We start from the raw sequence: 18,954 nt of genomic DNA on the forward strand, positions 1-18,954 counted from the left end.
GCCTCCGCCGGGGTGGGGGCTGGTGGAGAGGGCGCCCCCAGAATTAGACGAGCACCCCTGCGACGAGCAGTGAGGTCCCGCCCCCTCCCCCGTCATTCCCGCGGAGGCGGGAACCCAGACTGGCTGGCCTCCCAAGGGATCGCAACCGTTCGGAGACTATGGATCCCCGCCTTCGCGGGGATGACGACGACGTGGTAAGTGGCGGCAGTATCAGGGCGACAGCCACACATGATTGACACGCAACCGCCCTCGCCTACCGTCCCGTCACCACCCCAAGGAGTCCCCAGTGGAGCGCCCGATCGACGAATTCCGCTCCAGCACGCGCCGCTGGTTGCTCGGCAGCTTTGCCGGCTGGGGCACTCTGCTCGCCTGCCTCGCCGGCGTCGGCTTCGTCATCATCGGCGTCCGCTGGCTCAAGAACCGCAGCACCTCCTACGAGATCACCGACCAGCGTCTCATCATCAAGCGCGGCATCCTGTTCAAGACGATCGACGAGATCGAGCTCTACCGGATCAAGGACGTCCGGCTCGGCTATTCGCTGCTCAATCAGATGACCGACATCGGCACGATCATCCTCACCTCCAGCGACCGCACGACCAGCGGCGGCGAGTTCACGCTCCGCGACATCCCGATGGCACGCGACCGTCGCGAAGGCCTGCGCAAGCTCGTCGACCGCGCCCGCCAGCGCCGCGGCGTCCGCGAACTCGACGTGGAGGACGCATACGCGCTGGATTAAGCGCGCTTTTGTCCCCACATGGCGGGCATGGCGCCCCCCTATCCCAAGCCCAAGCAACAACCGCAGATGATCCGGGTCGTCGACCTGGAAACGACCGGTTCGGCCCCGCCCGCGCACGGCGTGTGCGAAATCGGCTGGCAGGACGTCGCGCTTGGCGAGGACGGCCGCTGGGAGATCTATGGCGAGGGCGGCAGCCTGCTCGTCAATCCCGGCCGGCTGATCCCGCCGATCACGCAGGCGATCCACCACATCCTCGACGAACATGTCGCCGACGCGCCGTATTGGCACGATTGCGCGCGCCAGGTGCTCGACCCGTGGCCGCGTCGGCTCGCGCTCGCCGCGCACCGCGCGGACTTCGAGCAGAAATTCTGCACCCCTGCGCTGACCCGTGATGCCGAGTGGATCTGCACGTGGAAATGCGCGCTGCGGCTTTGGCCCGACTCGCCGAGCTTCTCGAACCAGGTGCTGCGCTACTGGCGTAAACCCCATGGCATGGAGCACGGCCGCGGACTCCCCGCACACCGCGCGTTCCCGGACGCGTACGTCACTGCGTTCCACCTGCGCGACATGCTCAACGAGGCGAGCCTGGCGCAACTGCTCGAATGGTCGCGCGATCCGGGGCTCATCCCGCGCGTCCGCTATGGCCCTGACCGCGGCAAGGAATGGTCTGAACTCGATCACGAGACACTGATGGCGTTCATGACCGATCGTGACCCCGACATCCGCTTCACTGCCAACCACGAGATGGACCGGCGCAGCGGTGGCGGCCGCGTCGGCAAGGCGAGCGCGCAGGATCTGCTGCTTTAAATTAATGAGGTTCCGTCTGCGTGCGCGGCAGTATCGCTGGCGTAACGACTTCTGCCCGCCTACACTGCAGCCCCTATGGTCCGCGTACGCTTGAAACTGCCCTCGTCGGAAGGGCGAGTCGCACGTTGGCTGGTCGCGTTCATGACGCTCGGCTTCATCGCGCTGGCCGCCGCGGCGATCGCGATCGGCTGGATCACGGTCCGCAACCGCACCTACACCGCCGAAATCTTGCACACGCAGGACGTCCGCCAGGCGATCGCCACGCTCCAGATCCAGATGGAGCAATCGGAAACGGCACGGCGCGGCTATATCCTGGCCGGCAAACCGCTGTTCGCCACCGCCTATGCGCGGACCGCGGGCAACCTCGTGCCGTCGATCCGCAAGCTGCGCCATCTGACGCGCGACAACCCGCAGCAGGGCGCCCGCCTCGATCTGATCGAGCCGCGTTTCGTCCAGTTGCGCGCGCTCCGGACGCAGTCGACGACATTGGTTGCCGCGGGCCGGATCGCCGAAGCACAGCGCCGGTTCGCGGTCGATGCCAGCGTGCCGTTGATGCGCGGCATCCGCTATCGGCTCGAGGCAATGGCCGCCGACGAGGTCCGCCTGCTCGCGATCCGGACCGAGCGGCAGGAACGCACCAGCGCGCTGTTCCTATCGGTCGCCGGACTGGCCGCGGCACTGCTCCTGATCGTCGCGATCCTCGCGGTCCTATTGATCCGCCGCTACACCGCCGACCTCGCCCGCTCGCGCAACAGCTTGCGCGACCTCAACGAGACACTGGAGGAACAGGTCGCCGAACGCACCGCCGACCTCAGTCGCGCGAACGAGGAAATCCAGCGCTTCGCCTATATCGTCAGCCACGATCTGCGCTCGCCACTGGTCAACGTGATGGGCTTCACCGCCGAACTCGCCGCCGCCGCCGTACCGCTCGGTCAGTTGGTCGACCGTGTCGAGGCCGAGGCGCCACACATCCTCGCCGAGGACGCACGGCTGGCGGCGCGCGAGGACCTTCCCGAGGCGATCGGTTTCATCCGGACGTCGACGCAGAAAATGGATCGGCTGATCAACGCCATCCTGAAGCTAGCGCGCGAAGGCCGCCGGACGATCGCGCCCGAGCATATCGACCCGGCACAACTGGTCGACACGATCGTCGGCGCGATGCAGCACATCGTCGACGATCGCGGTGCCGTGGTGCGGGTCGAGCGACCGATGCCGGGAATCGTCACTGATCGCCTCGCGCTCGAACAGATCCTGTCGAACCTGATCGAAAACGCGACCAAATACCTGCAACCCGGTCGCCCCGGCGAGATCACGGTCAAGGGCCATACCGAACGCGGCCGCGTTATCCTGTCGGTCGTCGACAACGGCCGCGGCATCGATCCGCGCGATCACCAGCGTGTGTTCGACCTGTTCCGTCGGTCGGGCGCGCAGGATCAGCCGGGCGAAGGTATCGGACTCGCGCATGTCCGCGCACTTGCCTATCGTCTGGGCGGTACGATCGACGTGCAGTCGACGCTCGGCGACGGCGCGACCTTCCGACTCAACCTGCCGACCCACATGACCATTCAGGACGCAGCATGAACGATCACAAGACCGTCGGTATCGTGATGATCGAGGATGACGAGGGTCACGCCCGCCTGATCGAAAAGAACATCCGCCGCGCCGGCATCCTCAACGATATCCGTCACTTCACCGACGGCACCACGGCGCTCGATTTTCTGTTCAACGCCGCCGATGGCCCCGCGAAAAGCGGTCCGGCGATGATCCTGCTCGATCTCAACCTGCCCGACATGAGTGGGACCGACATTCTGGCGCGGATCAAGGCGGAGGGCAGCCCGTTGCGCCGCACGCCGGTCGTCGTGCTCACCACGACCGACGACAAGGTCGAGATCGAGCGCTGCTACGATCTCGGCTGCAACGTCTACATCACCAAGCCGGTGAACTATGAGAGTTTCGCACAGGCGATCCGCCAGCTCGGGCTGTTCCTGTCGGTGATCCAGGTGCCCGAAGCCGAGTGAGCGAAACACGCGTCCTCTACATCGACGATGACGCCGGGATCCGGCGGCTGGCGGCGCGTGCCCTGGAACGTCGTGGCTACCGGATGACCGTCGCCGAAACCGGGTCCGAAGGCGTCGTGAAGGCCGCCGCCGAACGTTTCGACCTGATCGCGGTCGATCACTACATGCCCGGCATGGACGGCCTCGAAACCTTGGAAGCGCTCCGTCGCCTGCCCGATCCGCCCCCCGTGGTGTACGTCACGGGCTCGGAAGAAGGCCGCATTGCCGTGGCAGCACTGAAGGCCGGCGCCGCCGATTACGTGGTGAAGACCATCGGCGAGGATTTCTTCGACCTGCTCGCCGCCTCGTTCGAACAGGTGCGCGCGCGTGCCCTGCTCGAACAGGAGAAGGCGTCCGCCGAAGCCGATCTCCGCGCCAGCAATGCGCGGCTGGAGGCGTTGCTCGGCGAAGTGAACCACCGCGTCGCCAATTCGCTGCAACTCGTCTCGGCGATGGTCCGCCTTCAGGCGACCGCGCTGACCGATCCGTCAGCACGCGAGGCGCTCGAAGATACGCAGCGCCGCATCCAGGCGATCGCGCAGGTCCACCGCCGGCTCTACACCAGCAACGATGTCGAGAGCGTCGACATGCAGGAATATCTCGGTGCGCTGGTCGACGAACTCGCGGAGACCTGGTCGACCGAAGCGCTGCCCCGCGCGCTCAGCCTTGCTGCCGAGCCGATACGCCTGCCCACCGACCGCGCGGTATCGCTCGGCGTGATCGTCACCGAACTCGTCACCAACGCGTGCAAATACGCCTACCCCACCGGCGGCGGCGAAGTCCGCGTCGTGCTACGCCGGATCGACGACGACGTCTTTCTGCTCGCGGTCGAGGACGATGGCTGTGGCATCCCCGAAGACGCCGTCCCGCGCGGCACTGGCCTGGGAACGAAGCTCATCCGCGCTATGGCGCAGAGCCTGCACTCGATCGTGGAATACGACCCAGCCCACGCTGGCGTTCGCGCCACCCTGCGCGCGGCGGTGCGATAGCGCCCTAGTCCGTCAAAATGACGGAATTTCCTAAAGCGCGCGCACCGCGGCGAGGATCATCCGCCCCGTCAACCGCGCAGTCTCGTCTTCCGACAGGCGCGGGCGTGACAGCGTGCGATGGCCAAGACCGAACATGAAGGCGAGGATCAGCTCCTCCGCACCTTCGAGGTCGTTATCGGACAAGTCGGGATTGGCGACGCACGCGAGGTCGCGGATCATGCTGCGGAACCCGCTGCACAGGTCGGCGATCGTGTCGGCGACGTCGGTGTTGCGGTGCGCCTCCGCCATGATCTCGAACGACAGCGCCTCGTCGCCCTTCGACAAGGCGCGTCGCGATAATTCGATAAAGCCGTCCTCGATCGACATCCCGCACGACTTCACCGAGTCGTTCATAGTCTGCATCTCGGCCATCTTGCCGGTTGCATCTTCCATGACGATCGCCTGGATCACCGCATTCTTGCCGGTGAACAGACGATAGATCTGGCCGACCGATACCTCGGCCGCCTGCGCCAGTTCGGACATCGCCGTCTGGTGAAAGCCTTGAGTCGCAAACAGATGCCGAGCCGTGGCGATGATACGCTCGCGACTGCACTTTTCATGTTGCACTGCACTCAAAACAGAATTCCTGATGCGTTTTTTGATTGACCGGCCGCTCGCACAATCCTAGCGGGCAAGCAAGCGGAATGAACGTTCATTCCGGTGAACCTAATCTGCACGGACGTCGGGATGCTTAACATGCAGCAATTGAACCTCAAGGGATCGGTGGCGCTCTTCGCGCTCGCCCTGCTGTCGGCTTGCGGCAAGGAGCAGGCTCCGCCGCCTCCGCCCACGCCGACTGTCGGCGTCGTTACCGTCGGCGAGGAATCGGTCGTCCTCACCTCCGAACTTCCCGGCCGTATCGCCGCCGTGGAGACCTCGGAAGTGCGTCCGCAGGTCAGCGGCGTGGTCCGCGATCGCCTGTTCACCGAGGGCGCAATGGTCAGCAAGGGCCAGGTTCTTTACGCGATCGAGGACGCGCCCTACCGGGCCGCGCTCGCCAGCGCGCAGGGCCAGCTCGGCGCCGCGCAGTCGCAGATCAACGCGACGCGCCTCCAGGCTCAGCGCTACGGCCAGCTCGTCGCGCTCAACGCGGTCAGCAAGCAGGAAGCTGACAACGCCACTGCCTCCGCACAGCAGGCTCGCGCCAATGTTGCAGCGCAGCAGGCGGCGGTCCAGTCGGCGCGCGTCAACCTTGGCTTTACGCGCATCAAGGCGCCGATCTCGGGCCGCATCGGTCGTTCGCTGGTGACCGTCGGCGCGCTGGTCCAGACCGGCCAGACCGACCCCCTCGCGACGATCCAGCGTACCAACACCGTCTATGTCGACGTCGTTCAGTCGGCAGCGCAGCTGCTCGATCTCAAGCAGGCGATGGCGACCGGCGGCGTGACACGCGGCGACGGCAGCGCGCGCGTTCAGCTGATCCTTCCGAACGGACAGACCTATCCGATCGAGGGTCGCCTCCAGTTCGCCGAAGTCACCGTCGACCAGACCACCGGCGCGGTAACGTTGCGCGCGAGCTTCCCGAATCCCAACGGCCTGTTGCTGCCGGGCATGTATGTCCGCGCCAAGCTGGTCGAGGGCACGCGTCGCCAGGCGATCATGGCGCCCACCGCGGGCATCACGCGCGATCCGCGCGGCGGTGCGACCGCACTTGTCGTAAACGCGCAGAACAAGGTCGAGCAGCGTAACGTCACCACCGACCGCGTGATCGGCGACAAGTGGATCGTCACCAGCGGCCTGAAGCCCGGCGACAAGCTGATCGTCGAGGGCCTGCTCAACCTGCGTCCCGGCTCGACCGTGAAGCCCGCTGCCCCGCAACAGGTCGGAAAGCCCGCCGGTGCGCCCGGCGCGGCACCCGGAGGCGGCGACGCGTCCGGTGCGACCAGCAACAATTCCGCGCAGGCCGGGAAGTAACCGCCCATGTCACGCTATTTCATCGATCGACCCATCTTCGCGTGGGTCATCGCCATCATTTTGATGCTGGCCGGTATTCTCGCGATCCGGTCGCTGCCGATCGCCCAGTTCCCTGAGATCGCCGCCCCCAAGGTGACGGTCGCGACGTCCTACCCGGGCGCCGACGCGCAGACGCTCGAGAACACGACGACGCAGATCATCGAGCAGCAGATGAAGGGGATCGACAACCTTCGCTACTTCGCCTCGACGTCGGACGGCTCGGGCAACCTCGCGATCACGCTGACCTTCGAGCAGGGCACCGACCCCGACATCGCGCAGGTCCAGGTGCAGAACAAGCTGCAGCAGGCGACCCCGCTTCTGCCGCAGGAAGTGCAGCAGGCCGGTCTTCGCGTGACCAAGGCGACCGCCAACTTCCTGCTCGTCATCGCCGCCTATTCGGAGAATGGCGCGCACGATCAGGTCGATCTCGGCGACATGATCGCCTCGAAGCTCCAGGATCCGCTCAGCCGCATCAAGGGCGTCGGCGACACGCAGGTGTTCGGCGCGCAATACTCGATGCGCATCTGGGTCGACCCCTTCAAGATGTCGAACCTCGGCGTCACCGTCACCGACATCACTTCGGCCCTGACCGCGCAGAACGCCCAGGTCTCGGCGGGTCAGGTCGGCAGTCTGCCGGCGGTGAAGGGCCAGTCGCTCAACGCCACCGTGACCGCGCAGTCGCGCTTGCAGACGCCGGAGCAGTTCCGCGCGATCATCGTCCGTTCGGCAACCAGCGGCGCGACCGTGCGCCTGTCGGACGTCGCGCGCGTCGAGATGGGCTCGGAGAATTACTCCTTCCAGGCACGGTACAACGGCAAGCAGGCGGCAGGCTTCGGCGTGAAGCTGGCACCGGGCGCCAACGCGCTCGATACCGTGAAGCTGGTCAAGGCCGAGGTCGAGCGGATCGCCAAGCAGTTCCCGCCCGACGTCAAGGTCGCGTTCCCGATCGACAACTCGACGTTCGTGCGGCTGTCGGTCGAGCAGGTCATCCATACGCTGATCGAGGCGATCATCCTCGTCTTCCTCGTGATGTTCCTGTTCCTCCAGAATTTCCGTGCGACCCTGATCCCGACGATCGCGGTCCCGGTCGTGTTGCTCGGCTCGCTCGCCGTGCTCCAGGTCGCGGGGTTCACGATCAACACGCTGACGTTGTTCGGCATGGTGCTGGCGATCGGTCTGCTCGTCGATGACGCGATCGTCGTCGTCGAGAACGTCGAGCGCCTCATCCAGGAGGAAGGGCTAAGCCCCAAGGAAGCCGCCAAGAAGTCGATGGACGAGATCAGCGGCGCGCTGGTCGGCATCGGCCTGGTACTGTCGGCGGTGTTCCTGCCGATGGCGTTCTTCAGCGGCTCGACCGGCGTGATCTTCCGCCAGTTCTCGATCACCATCGTGTCGTCGATGGCGCTCTCGGTGTTGGTCGCGTTGATCCTGACGCCCGCACTCTGCGCGACGATCCTGAAGCCTGCGAAGGACGGTCACGGCGAGAAGAAGGGCTTCTTCGGCTGGTTCAACCGCACCTTCGACAAGGGCGTCGGCAAGTACGGCAACGGACTGCGCCGCGTCGAGAAGGGCTGGGTCCGCACGATGCTGGTCTATGCCGTGATCGTCGTCGCGATGGCGTTCATCTTCCTGCGCCTTCCGTCGGGCTTCCTTCCCGAGGAAGATCAGGGCGTGATGTTCGCGCAGGTTTCGATGCCGTCGGGTACGCCGATGGAGGAGACCGCACGGACGATGGACAAGGTCCGCGATCACTTCCTGATCGACGAGAAGGCCAATACGTCGGGCATCTTCACGATCAGCGGCTTCGGCTTCGTCGGCCAGGGCCAGAATGTCGGCATCGCCTTCATTCAGCTCAAGCCTTGGGAAGATCGCAAGGGCGCGGAGAACACCGTCGCCGCGGTCGCCGGGCGCGCCAACCAGGCGCTTGCCGGGGTCCGTGCCGGCATGGTGATCGGCTTCGTGCCGCCGGCCGTGCAGGAACTCGGCAACGCCAACGGCTTCGACTTCATGCTGAAGGACAATGCCGGCGTCGGTCACGAGAAACTGCTCGAGGCCCGCAACATGCTGCTCGGCATGGCCAGCCAGGACAAGCGCCTGATGCAGGTCCGTCCGAACGGCCTGGAGGATGCGCCACAGCTGAAACTGAACGTCGACCAAGCGGAAGCCGGCGCGCTCGGCCTCAGCCAGGCGGACATCAACACCACCGTCAGCACCGCGTTCGGTGGCGCCTACATCAACGACTTCATCGACCGCGGTCGCGTGAAGAAGGTGTTCGTGCAGGCCGACGCACCGTTCCGAACCTCGCCCGCCGATCTCGGCAACTTCTACGTCCGCGGCACGACCAGCAACGCGATGGCACCGTTCTCGTCCTTCTCGACGACGAGCTGGAATTACGGCCCGTCACGCCTCGAACGCTACAACGGCGTGGCGTCGTTCGAGATCATGGGCTCGCCGGCGCCGGGCGTCAGCAGCGGCACCGCGATCAAGGCGATGGAGGAGATGGCGGCCAAGCTGCCCCCCGGCATCGGCTACGAGTGGACCGGGCTCAGCTACGAGGAAAACCTGTCGGGCGGCCAGTCGACCACGGTGTACGCGCTATCGCTTCTGATCGTGTTCCTCTGCCTCGCGGCGTTGTACGAGAGTTGGTCGATCCCGATCGCCGTCCTGCTGGTGGTGCCACTCGGCGTCCTCGGCGCGGTAGCGGCGGCGATGATCTTCGGGCTGAACAACGACATCTACCTCCAAGTCGGCCTGATCACGACGATCGGCGTGGCGGCGAAGAACGCGATCCTGATCGTGGAATTCGCCGAGGAGAAGATGGGCGACGGGATGAACGCGGCCGATGCCGCGGTCGAGGCGGCGAAGCTTCGCCTTCGCCCGATCCTGATGACGTCGTTCGCGTTCATCTTCGGCGTGTTGCCGCTCGCATTGTCGAGCGGTGCCGGCGCCGGTGGCCAGAACGCGATCGGCTGGGCGGTGGTCGGCGGCATGCTGTCCGCGACCGTCCTCGCGATCTTCTTCGTGCCGCTGTTCTTCCTGCTCGTGAAGCGCGTCTTCAAGCAGGACAAGGCCGGCTCGGGGCAAGACCGCGATCAGGTACGCAATGACGACAACCGTGACGGCGGTCATGACGATCACCGTCATCCGTCCCACGACCAGCGGCCGCAGGAGGCCTGATCCAGATGTTCTCGACCAAGATCTCCAGCCGCACCGCGCTGACGTTCGCCGCGGGGCTCACGCTCGCCGGGTGCAACCTTGCCCCCAAATACGTCCGCCCGGAGCTTCCGGTGGCACCGAGCGGACCGACCGGGTCAGCCTATGCCGCCGGCAACGCGGCGAACGCGATCGTTCCGGCGGACACCGCGTGGGAGGCGTTCTTCACGGACGACCGTCTGCGCGGCGTGATCCGCCTCGCGCTCGATAACAATCGCGACGTCCGCATCGCGGTCGCCAACGTCGCACAGGCTCGCGCACTGTACCGCGTCCAGCGCGCAGACCTGTTCCCGACTGTGGGCGCAACCGGCAGCGCGACCTACCAGAAGTCGCCGTTCAACGCGGTCGGCGGCGGTGGAGTCGGCGGCGGCACGGGCGGTGGAGTCGGTGGAGGCGTCGGCGGCGGTGTGGGCGGCGGCGTAGGCGGCGGCACGGGAGCCGGTGCGGTAGCAGGCAGCGGCCGAATCGACATCTATTCGGCCAACGTCGGCATCTCGGCTTGGGAGATCGATCTCTTCGGCCGCATTCGCAACCTGACCCAGGCGCAGCAGGAGGCGTATTTCGCGGCGGAAGAAAACCGCAACGCCGCCCAGGTGTCGCTCATCTCCGAGACCGCAACCGCGTGGCTGACGATGGCTGCGGATCAGGACCGGCTCAGAATCGCGCAGGATACCGAGCGCGCGTTCGGCCAGACGCTGAAGCTCACGCAGGATCGGTTCCGGATCGGCATCGCATCCGAACTCGAAGTGCGTCAGGCGCGTACCACCTATGATCAGGCCCGCTCGGATATCGCCGATGCGACCACGCTGATTGCGCAGGACCAGAACGCGCTCAACCTGTTGGCCGGGACGACCGTGTCGCACGAGCTGCTCCCCGCGCGGATGCCGGACAAGACGCCGACGCTGGAAAACCTGCCCGCAAACCTGTCGTCGGAGGTGCTGTTGCGCCGCCCGGATGTCGCAGCAGCCGAGCATAACCTGATCGCCGCCAACGCGAACATCGGCGCGGCCCGGGCGGCGTTCTTCCCGAACATCTCGCTCACCGCGGCGTTCGGGACACTCAGCCTCGGCCTGTCGAACCTTTTCGGCAGCGGCAGCCAGCAATGGTCGGTCGCCCCTTCGATTACCCAGCCGATCTTCGATTTCGGCCGTAACAAGGGTAACCTGCAATACGCCAAGGCAACGCGCGACGCGATGCTGGCCACGTACGAGAGGAGCATCCAGACCGGCTTCCGCGAAGTCGCCGATGCGTTGGCGCGTCGCGGCACCATCAACAGCCAGCTGGAGGCGCAGACGTCGCTCCGCGACAACGCGGCCGGCGCATACAATCTGTCGCAGCTCCGCTTCCGCGCCGGGATCGACCCGTTCCTGAACACGCTCGATTCGCAGCGCGCGCTCTACACCGCGCAGCAGAGCCTGCTTGCCACGCGACTGGTGCGCGACAGCAACGCGGTCGAACTCTACCGCTCGCTCGGCGGTGGCCTTAAGTAAGGCCCGCTTCCAACGGCATGACCTACCCCCCTCCCTTTCCAGGGAGGGGCGAGAAAGAAGCTAGTTCGCCGGCTCGGACAATGGCGCAAACCGCGCGACCTGCCGGCCGACCAGCCGCAACTGCTCGACCACCGCGGGGTCGCTCGCCCCGCCCTCATCGTCGAACTTCGTCACCTGCGTATTGATCGCCGCCGCAAACGGCGTCGGCCACCCACGCAGCGCATGGACGATGGACCGCAACGCCGCGATCGTGCTCCCCGTCGCCTGCCAGCCATAGGCCGTTGCGATCAGCCCGACCGGCATGTCCGCCAGATAAGGTCGCTCGTCGCGCGCGGTTTCCTCCAGCAGGTCGAGCGCGTTCTTCACCACGCCGGAGATGCTGCCATGATAGCCGGGGCTGGCGATGATCACCGCCGATGCGCCCCGCACGGCCTCCACGAATGCCTGTTCGTCCGCGGTCCGCGTCGTTGCCTTGGGATCGTAGAGGGGCAGCCGCGCCATGTCGGCCCCGCCGAACATCTGCGTGCGATAGCCCTGCTTCTCGACCGCATCGAGCGCGATCCGCAGCGCACGCTCGGTCGACGAAACGCCGCCGATCGTGCCGCCGATGCCAACCACTAGCGGCAGAACGGCAGGAAGAGTTTCGGAAGCGGTCACGATATCACCCTGTTCGAACGTCATCGCCCTGCTCTTCCCCGTTTCGCCGCGCGATGACAACAGGGCTTCGACCGGTTCTCGTTCGGCGGGCACCACGAGCGCTGTCGCTAAGCCCCGGTACACGTTAGGCATGCGCATAGGCTTGCCCAAGCTGTCATAGAACGATAACACACTAAAAGTCCGCCCGTTGGCCGACCCGCTGGAACGATCCGATGCGCCCCGATCCCTTCGACCCCGACCGTTCCAGCTCGCGTGGCGACCGCGAGCCCTATGCGTATGAGCGCGAGCGGCTGATTACCGAACGCGAACGCCTGCGCCAGAAATATGAAGCCGAGCGGGACGGCGAAGACCCGGAACCCTATGATCGCGACTTCGGCGCGCCCTATGTCGCCCCCCGTGCGCCACGCCCGCGCCGCCCGATCGGTCGCTGGATCCTGCGCGGATTCGGCGTCGGTATCGTCCTGCTTGTTATCGCGATCATCTGGTTGGCGATCACTGCGCCGCTGTCGAAGTCGCTCCAACCGCCGACACCCCCCTCGATCACGCTGACCGCGGACGACGGCACGCCGATCGCGCGACGCGGTGCTATCATCGGCAAGTCGGTGGATGCCTCCAAGCTCCCGCCGCACGTCACGCAAGCGTTTCTAGCGATCGAGGACCGGCGCTTCTATTCGCACTGGGGCGTCGATCCGCGCGGCATCGCCCGTGCGGCGTGGGCGAACCTCGGCTCGGGCGGCGTGCGCCAAGGCGGCTCGACCATCACGCAGCAACTCGCGAAGAACGCGTTCCTCGATTCGGACCGCACCGCGACGCGAAAAATCCGCGAGGCGATGATCGCGTTCTGGCTCGAGGCGTGGCTGTCGAAGGACGAGATTCTTTCGCGCTATCTCTCGAACGTCTATTTCGGCGACAACACCTACGGGATCAGTGCCGCGGCCAAGCATTATTTCGGCCGCACGCCCGACAAATTGAACGTAGGGCAAGCGGCGATGCTCGCGGGCCTGGTAAAGGCACCGTCACGTCTTGCCCCCACCTCCAACCTCGAAGGCGCGCGCAAGCGGGAAGCCGTCGTCGTCGGCGCGATGGTCGATGCCGGCTTCCTCACCAAGGCCGAGGGCGCCGCGGTCCGGCCGCAGCGCGTGCTCGGCAGCCGCCCGTCGCAATTGCCCAACGGCACCTATTTCGCCGACTGGATCCTCCCCGAGGCGCGCGACCAGGCTGGTGAGATCAAGACCGAGGCGACCGTCCAGACCACGCTCGATCCTCGCCTCCAGCGCGCCGCGGAGCGCACCGTGTCGCGCGCGGGTCTGCGTCAGGCACAGGTCGCGCTCGTCGCGATGCGTCCCGATGGCCGCGTCGTCGCGATGGTCGGCGGCAAGAATTACCGCAAGAGCCCATTCAACCGCGCGACCCAGGCGCGACGCCAGCCCGGCTCGACCTTCAAGCTGTTCGTGTACCTTGCCGCAATGCGCCAGGGGATGACCCCCGATTCGACCATCGAGGACAGTCCGGTGACGATCGGCGACTGGTCGCCCAAGAACAGCGACGGTCGCTATCAAGGGACGATCACGCTGCGCCAGGCGTTCGCGCGCTCGTCCAACGTGGCAGCCGCGCGCCTCACGCAACAGGTCGGCGTGAAGGCGGTGATCAAGGCGGCGCGCGATCTCGGCATCTCGACGCCGATCCCGAACGAGGCGACGATCGGACTCGGCACTTCGACCGTGTCGCTGCTCGAACTCACCGCTGCCTATGCCGCGATCGCCCGCGAGCAATATCCGGTGCAGCCGCGCGGGCTTGCCGACGTGCGCGAGAAGGGCTGGTACCAGTCGCTGACCGGCGGCGCGACCGAGATGCCGTCGAAGATCCACGACGAGATGCTCGACCTGCTCGCCGCCTCGATCCGCAACGGCACCGGGCGGCAGGCGAACCTGACCGTCGACGCGTTCGGCAAGACCGGCACGACATCGGACAACAAGGACGCGCTGTTCGTCGGTTTCGCGCGCGATCTGGTGGTCGGCGTGTGGGTCGGCAACGACGACAATTCCTCCAATCCCGGGCTGTCGGGCGGCGGCATCCCGGCGCGGATCTGGCGCGACTTCATGCAGTCCGCACTGGGAATCGCGCCGGTTGCCGCGCCGCCACCGCCGGTCGAGGAGGTCGATCCCGACGCGTTGCCGTCAGGGGATGAGGACAATGCGGTATTGCCACTCGGTGGCGAGATCGAAGGGATGGGCTTCAACCTGAAGATGGGCGAGGACGGCACGATCTCCGTCGGCCCCTCCCGCCGCGACCGGGAGGAGGGCCCGCCCCCACGCGATGATCGGAGGCCGCCGGAGGAAGAACCGGGGTTCGACGAGGGACAGTAATTCCGCAAACACCACCACCCCGGCGGAGGCCGGGGCCCAAGTGGAAAGGTCGCTGTAACGATGCGCAGTCCTTCGCCATCTACCGCCCCCAATTGGGCCCCGGCCTTCGCCGGGGTGGAAGAGCAGCTTGGATCTGCGCTTCAGAAGCCCGGCCCCCGTTGACGCCACCACCGCATCGCAGCATGTCCTGACCATGCGCTTCTTCTCCGACAACGCCGCCACGATCCACCCCCGCGTCATGGCTGCGATCGCCGCCGCCGACACGCTCGACACCGCCTATGCCGGCGATGCGTGGAGCCAGCAGCTCGACGGCCGCCTGTCCGACCTGTTCGAAACCCAAGTCGCGGTGCTCTGGGTCCCTACCGGCACCGCCGCCAACTGCCTCGCGCTCGCGGCGCTCTGCCCGCCGCACGGCGGCATCGTCTGCCACCGCGACGCGCATATCCAGAACGACGAGGGTGGCGCGCCCGAATTCTACACCCACGGTGCCAAGCTGTTCCTGGCCGAGGGCGACGGCGCGAAACTCACTCCCGAAACGATCCGCGCCGTCATCGACGCGATCCCCGACGACGTCCACCGCGTCCAGCCGCACGCGATCTCGATCACCAACGCCACCGAATATGGCCGCGTCTACCTGCCCCACGAAGTCGCCGCGATCGGCGCGCTGGCAAAGGAGCGCGGGCTCGGCTTCCACATGGACGGCGCGCGGTTCGCCAACGCGATGGCGCGCGTCGGCTGCTCGCCCGCGGACATGACATGGCGCGCCGGCGTCGACGCGCTGAGCTTCGGCTTCGTCAAGAACGGCGCGATGAGCGCGGAAGCGCTGGTCTTCTTCAAACCCGAACTCGCCGCCGTCACGCAATACCGCCGCAAGCGCGCCGGCCTGCTGCTGTCGAAGGGGCGGTATCTCGCCGCGCAGATCCTCGCGATGCTCGACGACGACCTCTGGCTCGCCAACGCCAAGGCCGCAAACGACGCTGCCGCCAAACTCGCCGCCGCGGCCGGCAACCGCCTTGTCCACCCGGTCGAAGCTAACGAAGTCTTCCTCCGCGCCACGCCGGAAGAAGCCGCAGCCCTCCGCGCGAAGGGCTTCGACTTCTACGACTGGGCGGCGGGCGAAATCCGGCTCGTAACCGCCTGGGACAGCCCGGCGGACGCAGTCGCCTTGCTCGCCGACGCGATCCGGGAGTTATGACCCCCGGCCCCACCGACCCACCCCAGTCTACGCGAGCCGCGGTGCTGATCCCGTTCGGCATCGTCACGCTGATCTGGGGTTCGACCTGGCTCGTCATCCGCGACCAGATCGCGGTGGTCCCGCCGAGCTGGTCGATCAGCTACCGCTTCCTCGTCGCCGGCATCGCCATGGCGATCTACGCGAGCATCAAGCGCGAGAGCTTCAAGTTCGACGCCCGCGGCTACGCATTTGCGGCAGTGATCGGCATCGCGCTGTTCACGTTCAACTTCAACTTCGTCTACCGCGCCGAGCATTATGTGACGTCCGGGCTCGTCGCGGTGGTGTTCGCGCTCCTGCTCGTCCCCAACGCGATCTTCGGCCGCATCTTCCTCAAGCAGCGCCTCGGGCGACAGCTGATGGTAGGGTGCGCAGTGGCGATGGCGGGGGTCGCGCTGCTGTTCGTCAACGAAGCACGCGTCGATCCGCACGGGCCGCGCTCGGCGACGATCGGCATCGTCCTGACGCTGTGCGGCGTGATGGCCGCGTCGGTCGCCAACGTCATCCAGGGCAGCGCGTTCGCCAAGCGCTATCCGATGGCCCCGACGCTCGCGATGGCGATGCTGATCGGCGCGAGCCTCGACGCCGCGTTCGCGTGGATCACCACCGGACCACCGGTGTTCGAGCCGCGCTTCGGCTATGTCGCGGGCATCCTCTATCTCGGCGTGTTCGCGTCGGCGCTCGCCTTCCCGCTCTACTTCAACGTGATCCGCGCGATCGGCCCGGCCAAGGCGGCCTATTCGGGCGTCATCGTGCCGGTGATCGCGATGCTGCTATCCACGATCTTCGAGCGCTATCACTGGTCGACGCTGGCGGTCGCCGGCGCGGTATTGTCGGGCATCGGCCTGGTCATCGCGCTCAGCGCCCGCAGGCCGGCACGGTAGTCTGCCCACGCGGGCGTCCAGCCGAGCACCCGCTTGGCCTTGCCGTTCGCGACCCGCCGGTTCTCGTTATAGAAGCCGCGCCCCATCGCCGAGAGTTCCTCGAGCGTCACGAACGGCGGCGCGGGCATCCCGAGCAGCATCGCCGCGAACGCCACGACGTCGTTCTGCGACGCGGGCACATCGTCCGCGATGTTGTACGCCCCCGCAGGCGCATCGAACCCGGCGATCACCCCCGAGACGATGTCGTCGACATGCGCGCGGCTGAACACCTGGCCGGGTTGCTCGATCTGGTGCGCCTTGCCCTGCCGCACCCGGTCGAGCGGCGAGCGGCCGGGACCATAGATCCCCGGCAACCGGAACGTCCGCGCACCAATGGCCAGCCAGTCCGCATCCGCCGCCGCCCGCGCAGTCCGACGACCACCACCGATCGGCGCAGTCTCGTCCACCCACGCGCCCTGCGCATCGCCGTACACCCCGGTCGACGACAGATACCCGATCCACGCGCGCGTCCGCAGTAACAGCGAACCGTAGCGCCCGAGCACGGGGTCCGCCTCGTGCTCGGGCGGCACCGACGACAGGATATGCGTTGCCGCCGCGATCTCCGCCGTCACCGCGTCCACGTCGTCGAACCGGATCGTATCGCCTCGCCCGTCGCGCGTCGTGCCGACGACATACCAGCCGTCCGCGGCCAGCCGTTCGGCGATCCGCCCCGCGGTGTAGCCCAGCCCGAAGATCAGCAGTCGGCTCATTTCATCGTCCCGGTCGTTGCCATCGGCCCCTTGTACAACGTCCCGAAATAATCGCCCGCATTCCACACCGGCCGCTGCGCGCCATCGGCGATCTCGCGCGCGATCCGGTAGTTCGCATCGACGAACCGCACGCCCTGATCCCACAGGATCGGCTGCGTCAGGTCGTCCGACGGCTTGTGATAATTGTTCGCCATGAAATACGCGACCGCCGCCTTGCCCGGCCCCTTCTGACCCGGCCACAGGAACACCGACGGGATGCCCTTCTGGACGAAGCGGAAGTGATCGGAGCGGACGAAGATGCCCTCTTCCGGCATCGGATCTGGCGACAGGCCGACACCGATCGCGGCCACCGCGTGTCGTACGATCGGGCCGATCGTCGAACGCTCGGCGCCGAACACGACCATGTCCTCGAACTTGTAGGTCAGGATCGGCATGTCGAGGTTCACGTCCGCGACGATCGAGGTCAGCGGCACGGTCGGGTGATTGGTAAAGTAATCGCTGCCGACCAGCCCTTTCTCCTCGCCGGTGACGGCCAGGAACAGGAGCGTGCGCCTGGGCCCCTGCCCGCTGGCCTTGAAGCGCTTGGCCTCCTCGATCAGGCTGGCGATGCCGATAGCATTGTCGAGCGCGCCGTTGTTCAGCGCATCGCCCCCCTTTTTATCAGAGGCGATCGGCTTGGTGATGCCGATGTGATCGAGATGCGCCGACAGCACGACGACCTCCTTGCCGACCACCGGATCGCTGCCGGGAATCATGCCGACGACGTTGCTGCTCGCGGCGGGCACGAAACCCGTCTTGGTCGCGACCGTCAGCGTGCCGACCAAGGGCACCGCCTTGAACTTCGCATTGTCGCTGTCCGCCTGCTTCACGACCTTGCTCCAATGCATCTTCGCACCAGCAAAAAGCTTGGCCGCGCCGGCCATGCTGACCGTACCGAGCGACGGCGCGCCGGGCGCGTCGACCTTGCCGGTGCCGTCCGGGTTCGCCCACGTCATCCGCGGCGTCGCATAGGAGTCCGCCAGCTTGGCGAACGTCCGGACCTTAGCCGATCGCGGACTCTCCAACGTGATCACGCCGACTGCGCCCTTGGCCTGCGCGATCGCCGCCTTGGTGCCGCTCGACCCGAAGAACGCGCGCTCCTCGCCACCGAACCGCGTAGGCGAGCCGCCGAAATACGCGACGATCTTGCCGCGCACGTCGACGCCCTTGTAATCGTCCTGGCCATATTGCGGCGCGTCGATACCGTAGCCGACGAATACGACGGGCGCCGAAACGCTGGTCTCCGCCTTCGCACCGTTCGCTGCGGGCACATAGTCCTGACCAAACACGAGCGGTTGGGCCGCCCCGCGACCGGTCCAGACGAAGTCGCCCTTGCTCGCCGCCTTGTACGACACCAGCGGCACTGCCTGGAGATAACCGCCCGCATCGCCACCGGGGCGAAGCCCAGCCGCATAGAATTGCGCGGCGACATATTGCGCGGCGATATCGAACTCGGGGCTGCCAGCCTCGCGACCCTTCATCGCGTCCGATGCGAGGAACAGCACGTGTGCCTTCATCGCTGCCTGATCGGCGGGTAGCGGCGCGGCGAGCCTGGCGTTCAACTCGGCTGTGTTCGGAGCCGCAACGGGCGCAGTCTGAGCCAGCGCAGACGTAGAAAGCGCGAGCACCGCGAGCGCGCCGAGAGGACGATACATCCGGAAATCCTAGCAAAGGGAACGTGTTGCAGCGACGTAGCATGCACCGACACCCGCGCAAGCTTTGGCTGGCGATAGGTGGCCACGGC

General features: G+C 66.5%; 15 protein-coding genes. 11 read left to right on the top strand and 4 right to left on the bottom strand.

From position 1 onward, the window contains the following. Positions 1 to 286 precede the first annotated feature (286 nt). The 5 genes from U1708_RS08625 (at position 287) to U1708_RS08645 (ending at position 4,589) form a co-directional block, all read left to right on the top strand. Positions 287 to 736, top strand: coding sequence for a PH domain-containing protein (locus U1708_RS08625; RefSeq protein ID WP_332744712.1), 450 nt, complete (start codon positions 287 to 289; stop codon positions 734 to 736). 27 nt (positions 737 to 763) lie between these two features. Then, a complete protein-coding gene (locus U1708_RS08630) occupies positions 764 to 1,543 on the top strand; it encodes an exonuclease domain-containing protein (protein ID WP_332744714.1) in 780 nt (259 codons plus the stop codon). A gap of 75 nt (positions 1,544 to 1,618) precedes the next feature. Beyond that, positions 1,619 to 3,124 (top strand): sensor histidine kinase, encoded by a 1,506-nt coding sequence (locus U1708_RS08635; protein ID WP_332744716.1) that lies wholly within the window; start codon positions 1,619 to 1,621, stop codon positions 3,122 to 3,124. Beyond that, the gene (locus tag U1708_RS08640; RefSeq protein WP_307087643.1) at positions 3,121 to 3,561 is read left to right on the top strand and encodes a response regulator; all 441 of its coding nucleotides are present in this window, start codon (positions 3,121 to 3,123) and stop codon (positions 3,559 to 3,561) included. The genes U1708_RS08635 and U1708_RS08640 overlap by 4 nt, the downstream gene beginning before the upstream one ends. Beyond that, positions 3,558 to 4,589 carry a sensor histidine kinase gene (locus U1708_RS08645; RefSeq protein ID WP_307087645.1) on the top strand — a complete coding sequence of 344 codons (1,032 nt, stop codon included), beginning with the start codon at positions 3,558 to 3,560 and terminating at the stop codon, positions 4,587 to 4,589. The genes U1708_RS08640 and U1708_RS08645 overlap by 4 nt, the downstream gene beginning before the upstream one ends. A 30-nt stretch (positions 4,590 to 4,619) precedes the next feature. Here the strand turns inward: U1708_RS08645 and U1708_RS08650 are convergent, their stop codons facing one another. Then, positions 4,620 to 5,111: a TetR/AcrR family transcriptional regulator gene (locus U1708_RS08650; protein WP_443030018.1), complete on the bottom strand. Its 492-nt coding sequence runs from the start codon at positions 5,109 to 5,111 to the stop codon at positions 4,620 to 4,622. A gap of 213 nt (positions 5,112 to 5,324) precedes the next feature. Here U1708_RS08650 and U1708_RS08655 point away from each other — a divergent pair, with 213 nt between their 5' ends. From U1708_RS08655 to U1708_RS08665, 3 genes are read left to right on the top strand one after another with little or no spacing between them, the layout of a single operon-like run. Then, positions 5,325 to 6,542 (top strand): efflux RND transporter periplasmic adaptor subunit, encoded by a 1,218-nt coding sequence (locus tag U1708_RS08655; protein ID WP_307087647.1) that lies wholly within the window; start codon positions 5,325 to 5,327, stop codon positions 6,540 to 6,542. A 6-nt stretch (positions 6,543 to 6,548) separates the two neighbouring features. Beyond that, on the top strand, positions 6,549 to 9,758 hold the full coding sequence (locus U1708_RS08660) for an efflux RND transporter permease subunit (RefSeq protein WP_332744724.1): 3,210 nt from the start codon (positions 6,549 to 6,551) through the stop codon (positions 9,756 to 9,758). Positions 9,759 to 9,763: 5 nt separating this feature from the next. Beyond that, positions 9,764 to 11,284 (top strand): efflux transporter outer membrane subunit, encoded by a 1,521-nt coding sequence (locus U1708_RS08665; protein WP_332744726.1) that lies wholly within the window; start codon positions 9,764 to 9,766, stop codon positions 11,282 to 11,284. A gap of 60 nt (positions 11,285 to 11,344) precedes the next feature. On the opposite strand, the gene U1708_RS08670 is transcribed toward U1708_RS08665, so the two are convergent. Further along, on the bottom strand, positions 11,345 to 11,965 hold the full coding sequence (locus U1708_RS08670; protein ID WP_332744728.1) for an NADPH-dependent FMN reductase: 621 nt from the start codon (positions 11,963 to 11,965) through the stop codon (positions 11,345 to 11,347). 188 nt (positions 11,966 to 12,153) lie between these two features. Between U1708_RS08670 and U1708_RS08675 the strand changes: the two genes are divergently transcribed. From U1708_RS08675 to U1708_RS08685, 3 genes are all read left to right on the top strand, one after another. Further along, positions 12,154 to 14,307 carry a transglycosylase domain-containing protein gene (locus U1708_RS08675; RefSeq protein WP_332744730.1) on the top strand — a complete coding sequence of 718 codons (2,154 nt, stop codon included), beginning with the start codon at positions 12,154 to 12,156 and terminating at the stop codon, positions 14,305 to 14,307. A 193-nt stretch (positions 14,308 to 14,500) separates the two neighbouring features. Further along, entirely contained in the window at positions 14,501 to 15,502 is a 1,002-nt protein-coding gene (locus tag U1708_RS08680) for a threonine aldolase family protein (protein ID WP_332744732.1), read from the top strand. Continuing rightward, positions 15,499 to 16,422: a DMT family transporter gene (locus tag U1708_RS08685; protein WP_332744734.1), complete on the top strand. Its 924-nt coding sequence runs from the start codon at positions 15,499 to 15,501 to the stop codon at positions 16,420 to 16,422. The genes U1708_RS08680 and U1708_RS08685 overlap by 4 nt, the downstream gene beginning before the upstream one ends. Here the strand turns inward: U1708_RS08685 and U1708_RS08690 are convergent. Beyond that, a complete protein-coding gene (locus tag U1708_RS08690) occupies positions 16,335 to 17,171 on the bottom strand; it encodes a Rossmann-fold NAD(P)-binding domain-containing protein (RefSeq protein WP_332744736.1) in 837 nt (278 codons plus the stop codon). The genes U1708_RS08685 and U1708_RS08690 overlap by 88 nt on opposite strands. Beyond that, entirely contained in the window at positions 17,168 to 18,865 is a 1,698-nt protein-coding gene (locus U1708_RS08695; RefSeq protein ID WP_332744738.1) for a M28 family metallopeptidase, read from the bottom strand. Before U1708_RS08695 ends, U1708_RS08690 begins: the two co-directional genes overlap by 4 nt. Positions 18,866 to 18,954: the final 89 nt, after the last annotated feature.

The organism is Sphingomonas arabinosi, from assembly GCF_036663715.1.
Taxonomy (GTDB): domain Bacteria; phylum Pseudomonadota; class Alphaproteobacteria; order Sphingomonadales; family Sphingomonadaceae; genus Sphingomonas.

What these genes read in the sequence shown, in the direction of transcription:
- U1708_RS08640 (WP_307087643.1), top strand. Translation starts at nt 3,121, where the DNA reads ATGAACGATCACAAGACCGTCGGTATCGTGATGATCGAGGATGACGAG.
- U1708_RS08635 (WP_332744716.1), top strand. Translation starts at nt 1,619, where the DNA reads ATGGTCCGCGTACGCTTGAAACTGCCCTCGTCGGAAGGGCGAGTCGCA.
- U1708_RS08630 (WP_332744714.1), top strand. Translation starts at nt 764, where the DNA reads ATGGCGCCCCCCTATCCCAAGCCCAAGCAACAACCGCAGATGATCCGG.
- U1708_RS08695 (WP_332744738.1), bottom strand. Translation starts at nt 18,865, where the DNA reads ATGTATCGTCCTCTCGGCGCGCTCGCGGTGCTCGCGCTTTCTACGTCT.
- U1708_RS08665 (WP_332744726.1), top strand. Translation starts at nt 9,764, where the DNA reads ATGTTCTCGACCAAGATCTCCAGCCGCACCGCGCTGACGTTCGCCGCG.
- U1708_RS08680 (WP_332744732.1), top strand. Translation starts at nt 14,501, where the DNA reads ATGCGCTTCTTCTCCGACAACGCCGCCACGATCCACCCCCGCGTCATG.
- U1708_RS08670 (WP_332744728.1), bottom strand. Translation starts at nt 11,965, where the DNA reads ATGACGTTCGAACAGGGTGATATCGTGACCGCTTCCGAAACTCTTCCT.
- U1708_RS08660 (WP_332744724.1), top strand. Translation starts at nt 6,549, where the DNA reads ATGTCACGCTATTTCATCGATCGACCCATCTTCGCGTGGGTCATCGCC.
- U1708_RS08690 (WP_332744736.1), bottom strand. Translation starts at nt 17,171, where the DNA reads ATGAGCCGACTGCTGATCTTCGGGCTGGGCTACACCGCGGGGCGGATC.
- U1708_RS08655 (WP_307087647.1), top strand. Translation starts at nt 5,325, where the DNA reads ATGCAGCAATTGAACCTCAAGGGATCGGTGGCGCTCTTCGCGCTCGCC.
- U1708_RS08675 (WP_332744730.1), top strand. Translation starts at nt 12,154, where the DNA reads ATGCGCCCCGATCCCTTCGACCCCGACCGTTCCAGCTCGCGTGGCGAC.
- U1708_RS08685 (WP_332744734.1), top strand. Translation starts at nt 15,499, where the DNA reads ATGACCCCCGGCCCCACCGACCCACCCCAGTCTACGCGAGCCGCGGTG.
- U1708_RS08650 (WP_443030018.1), bottom strand. Translation starts at nt 5,111, where the DNA reads ATGTCCGAACTGGCGCAGGCGGCCGAGGTATCGGTCGGCCAGATCTAT.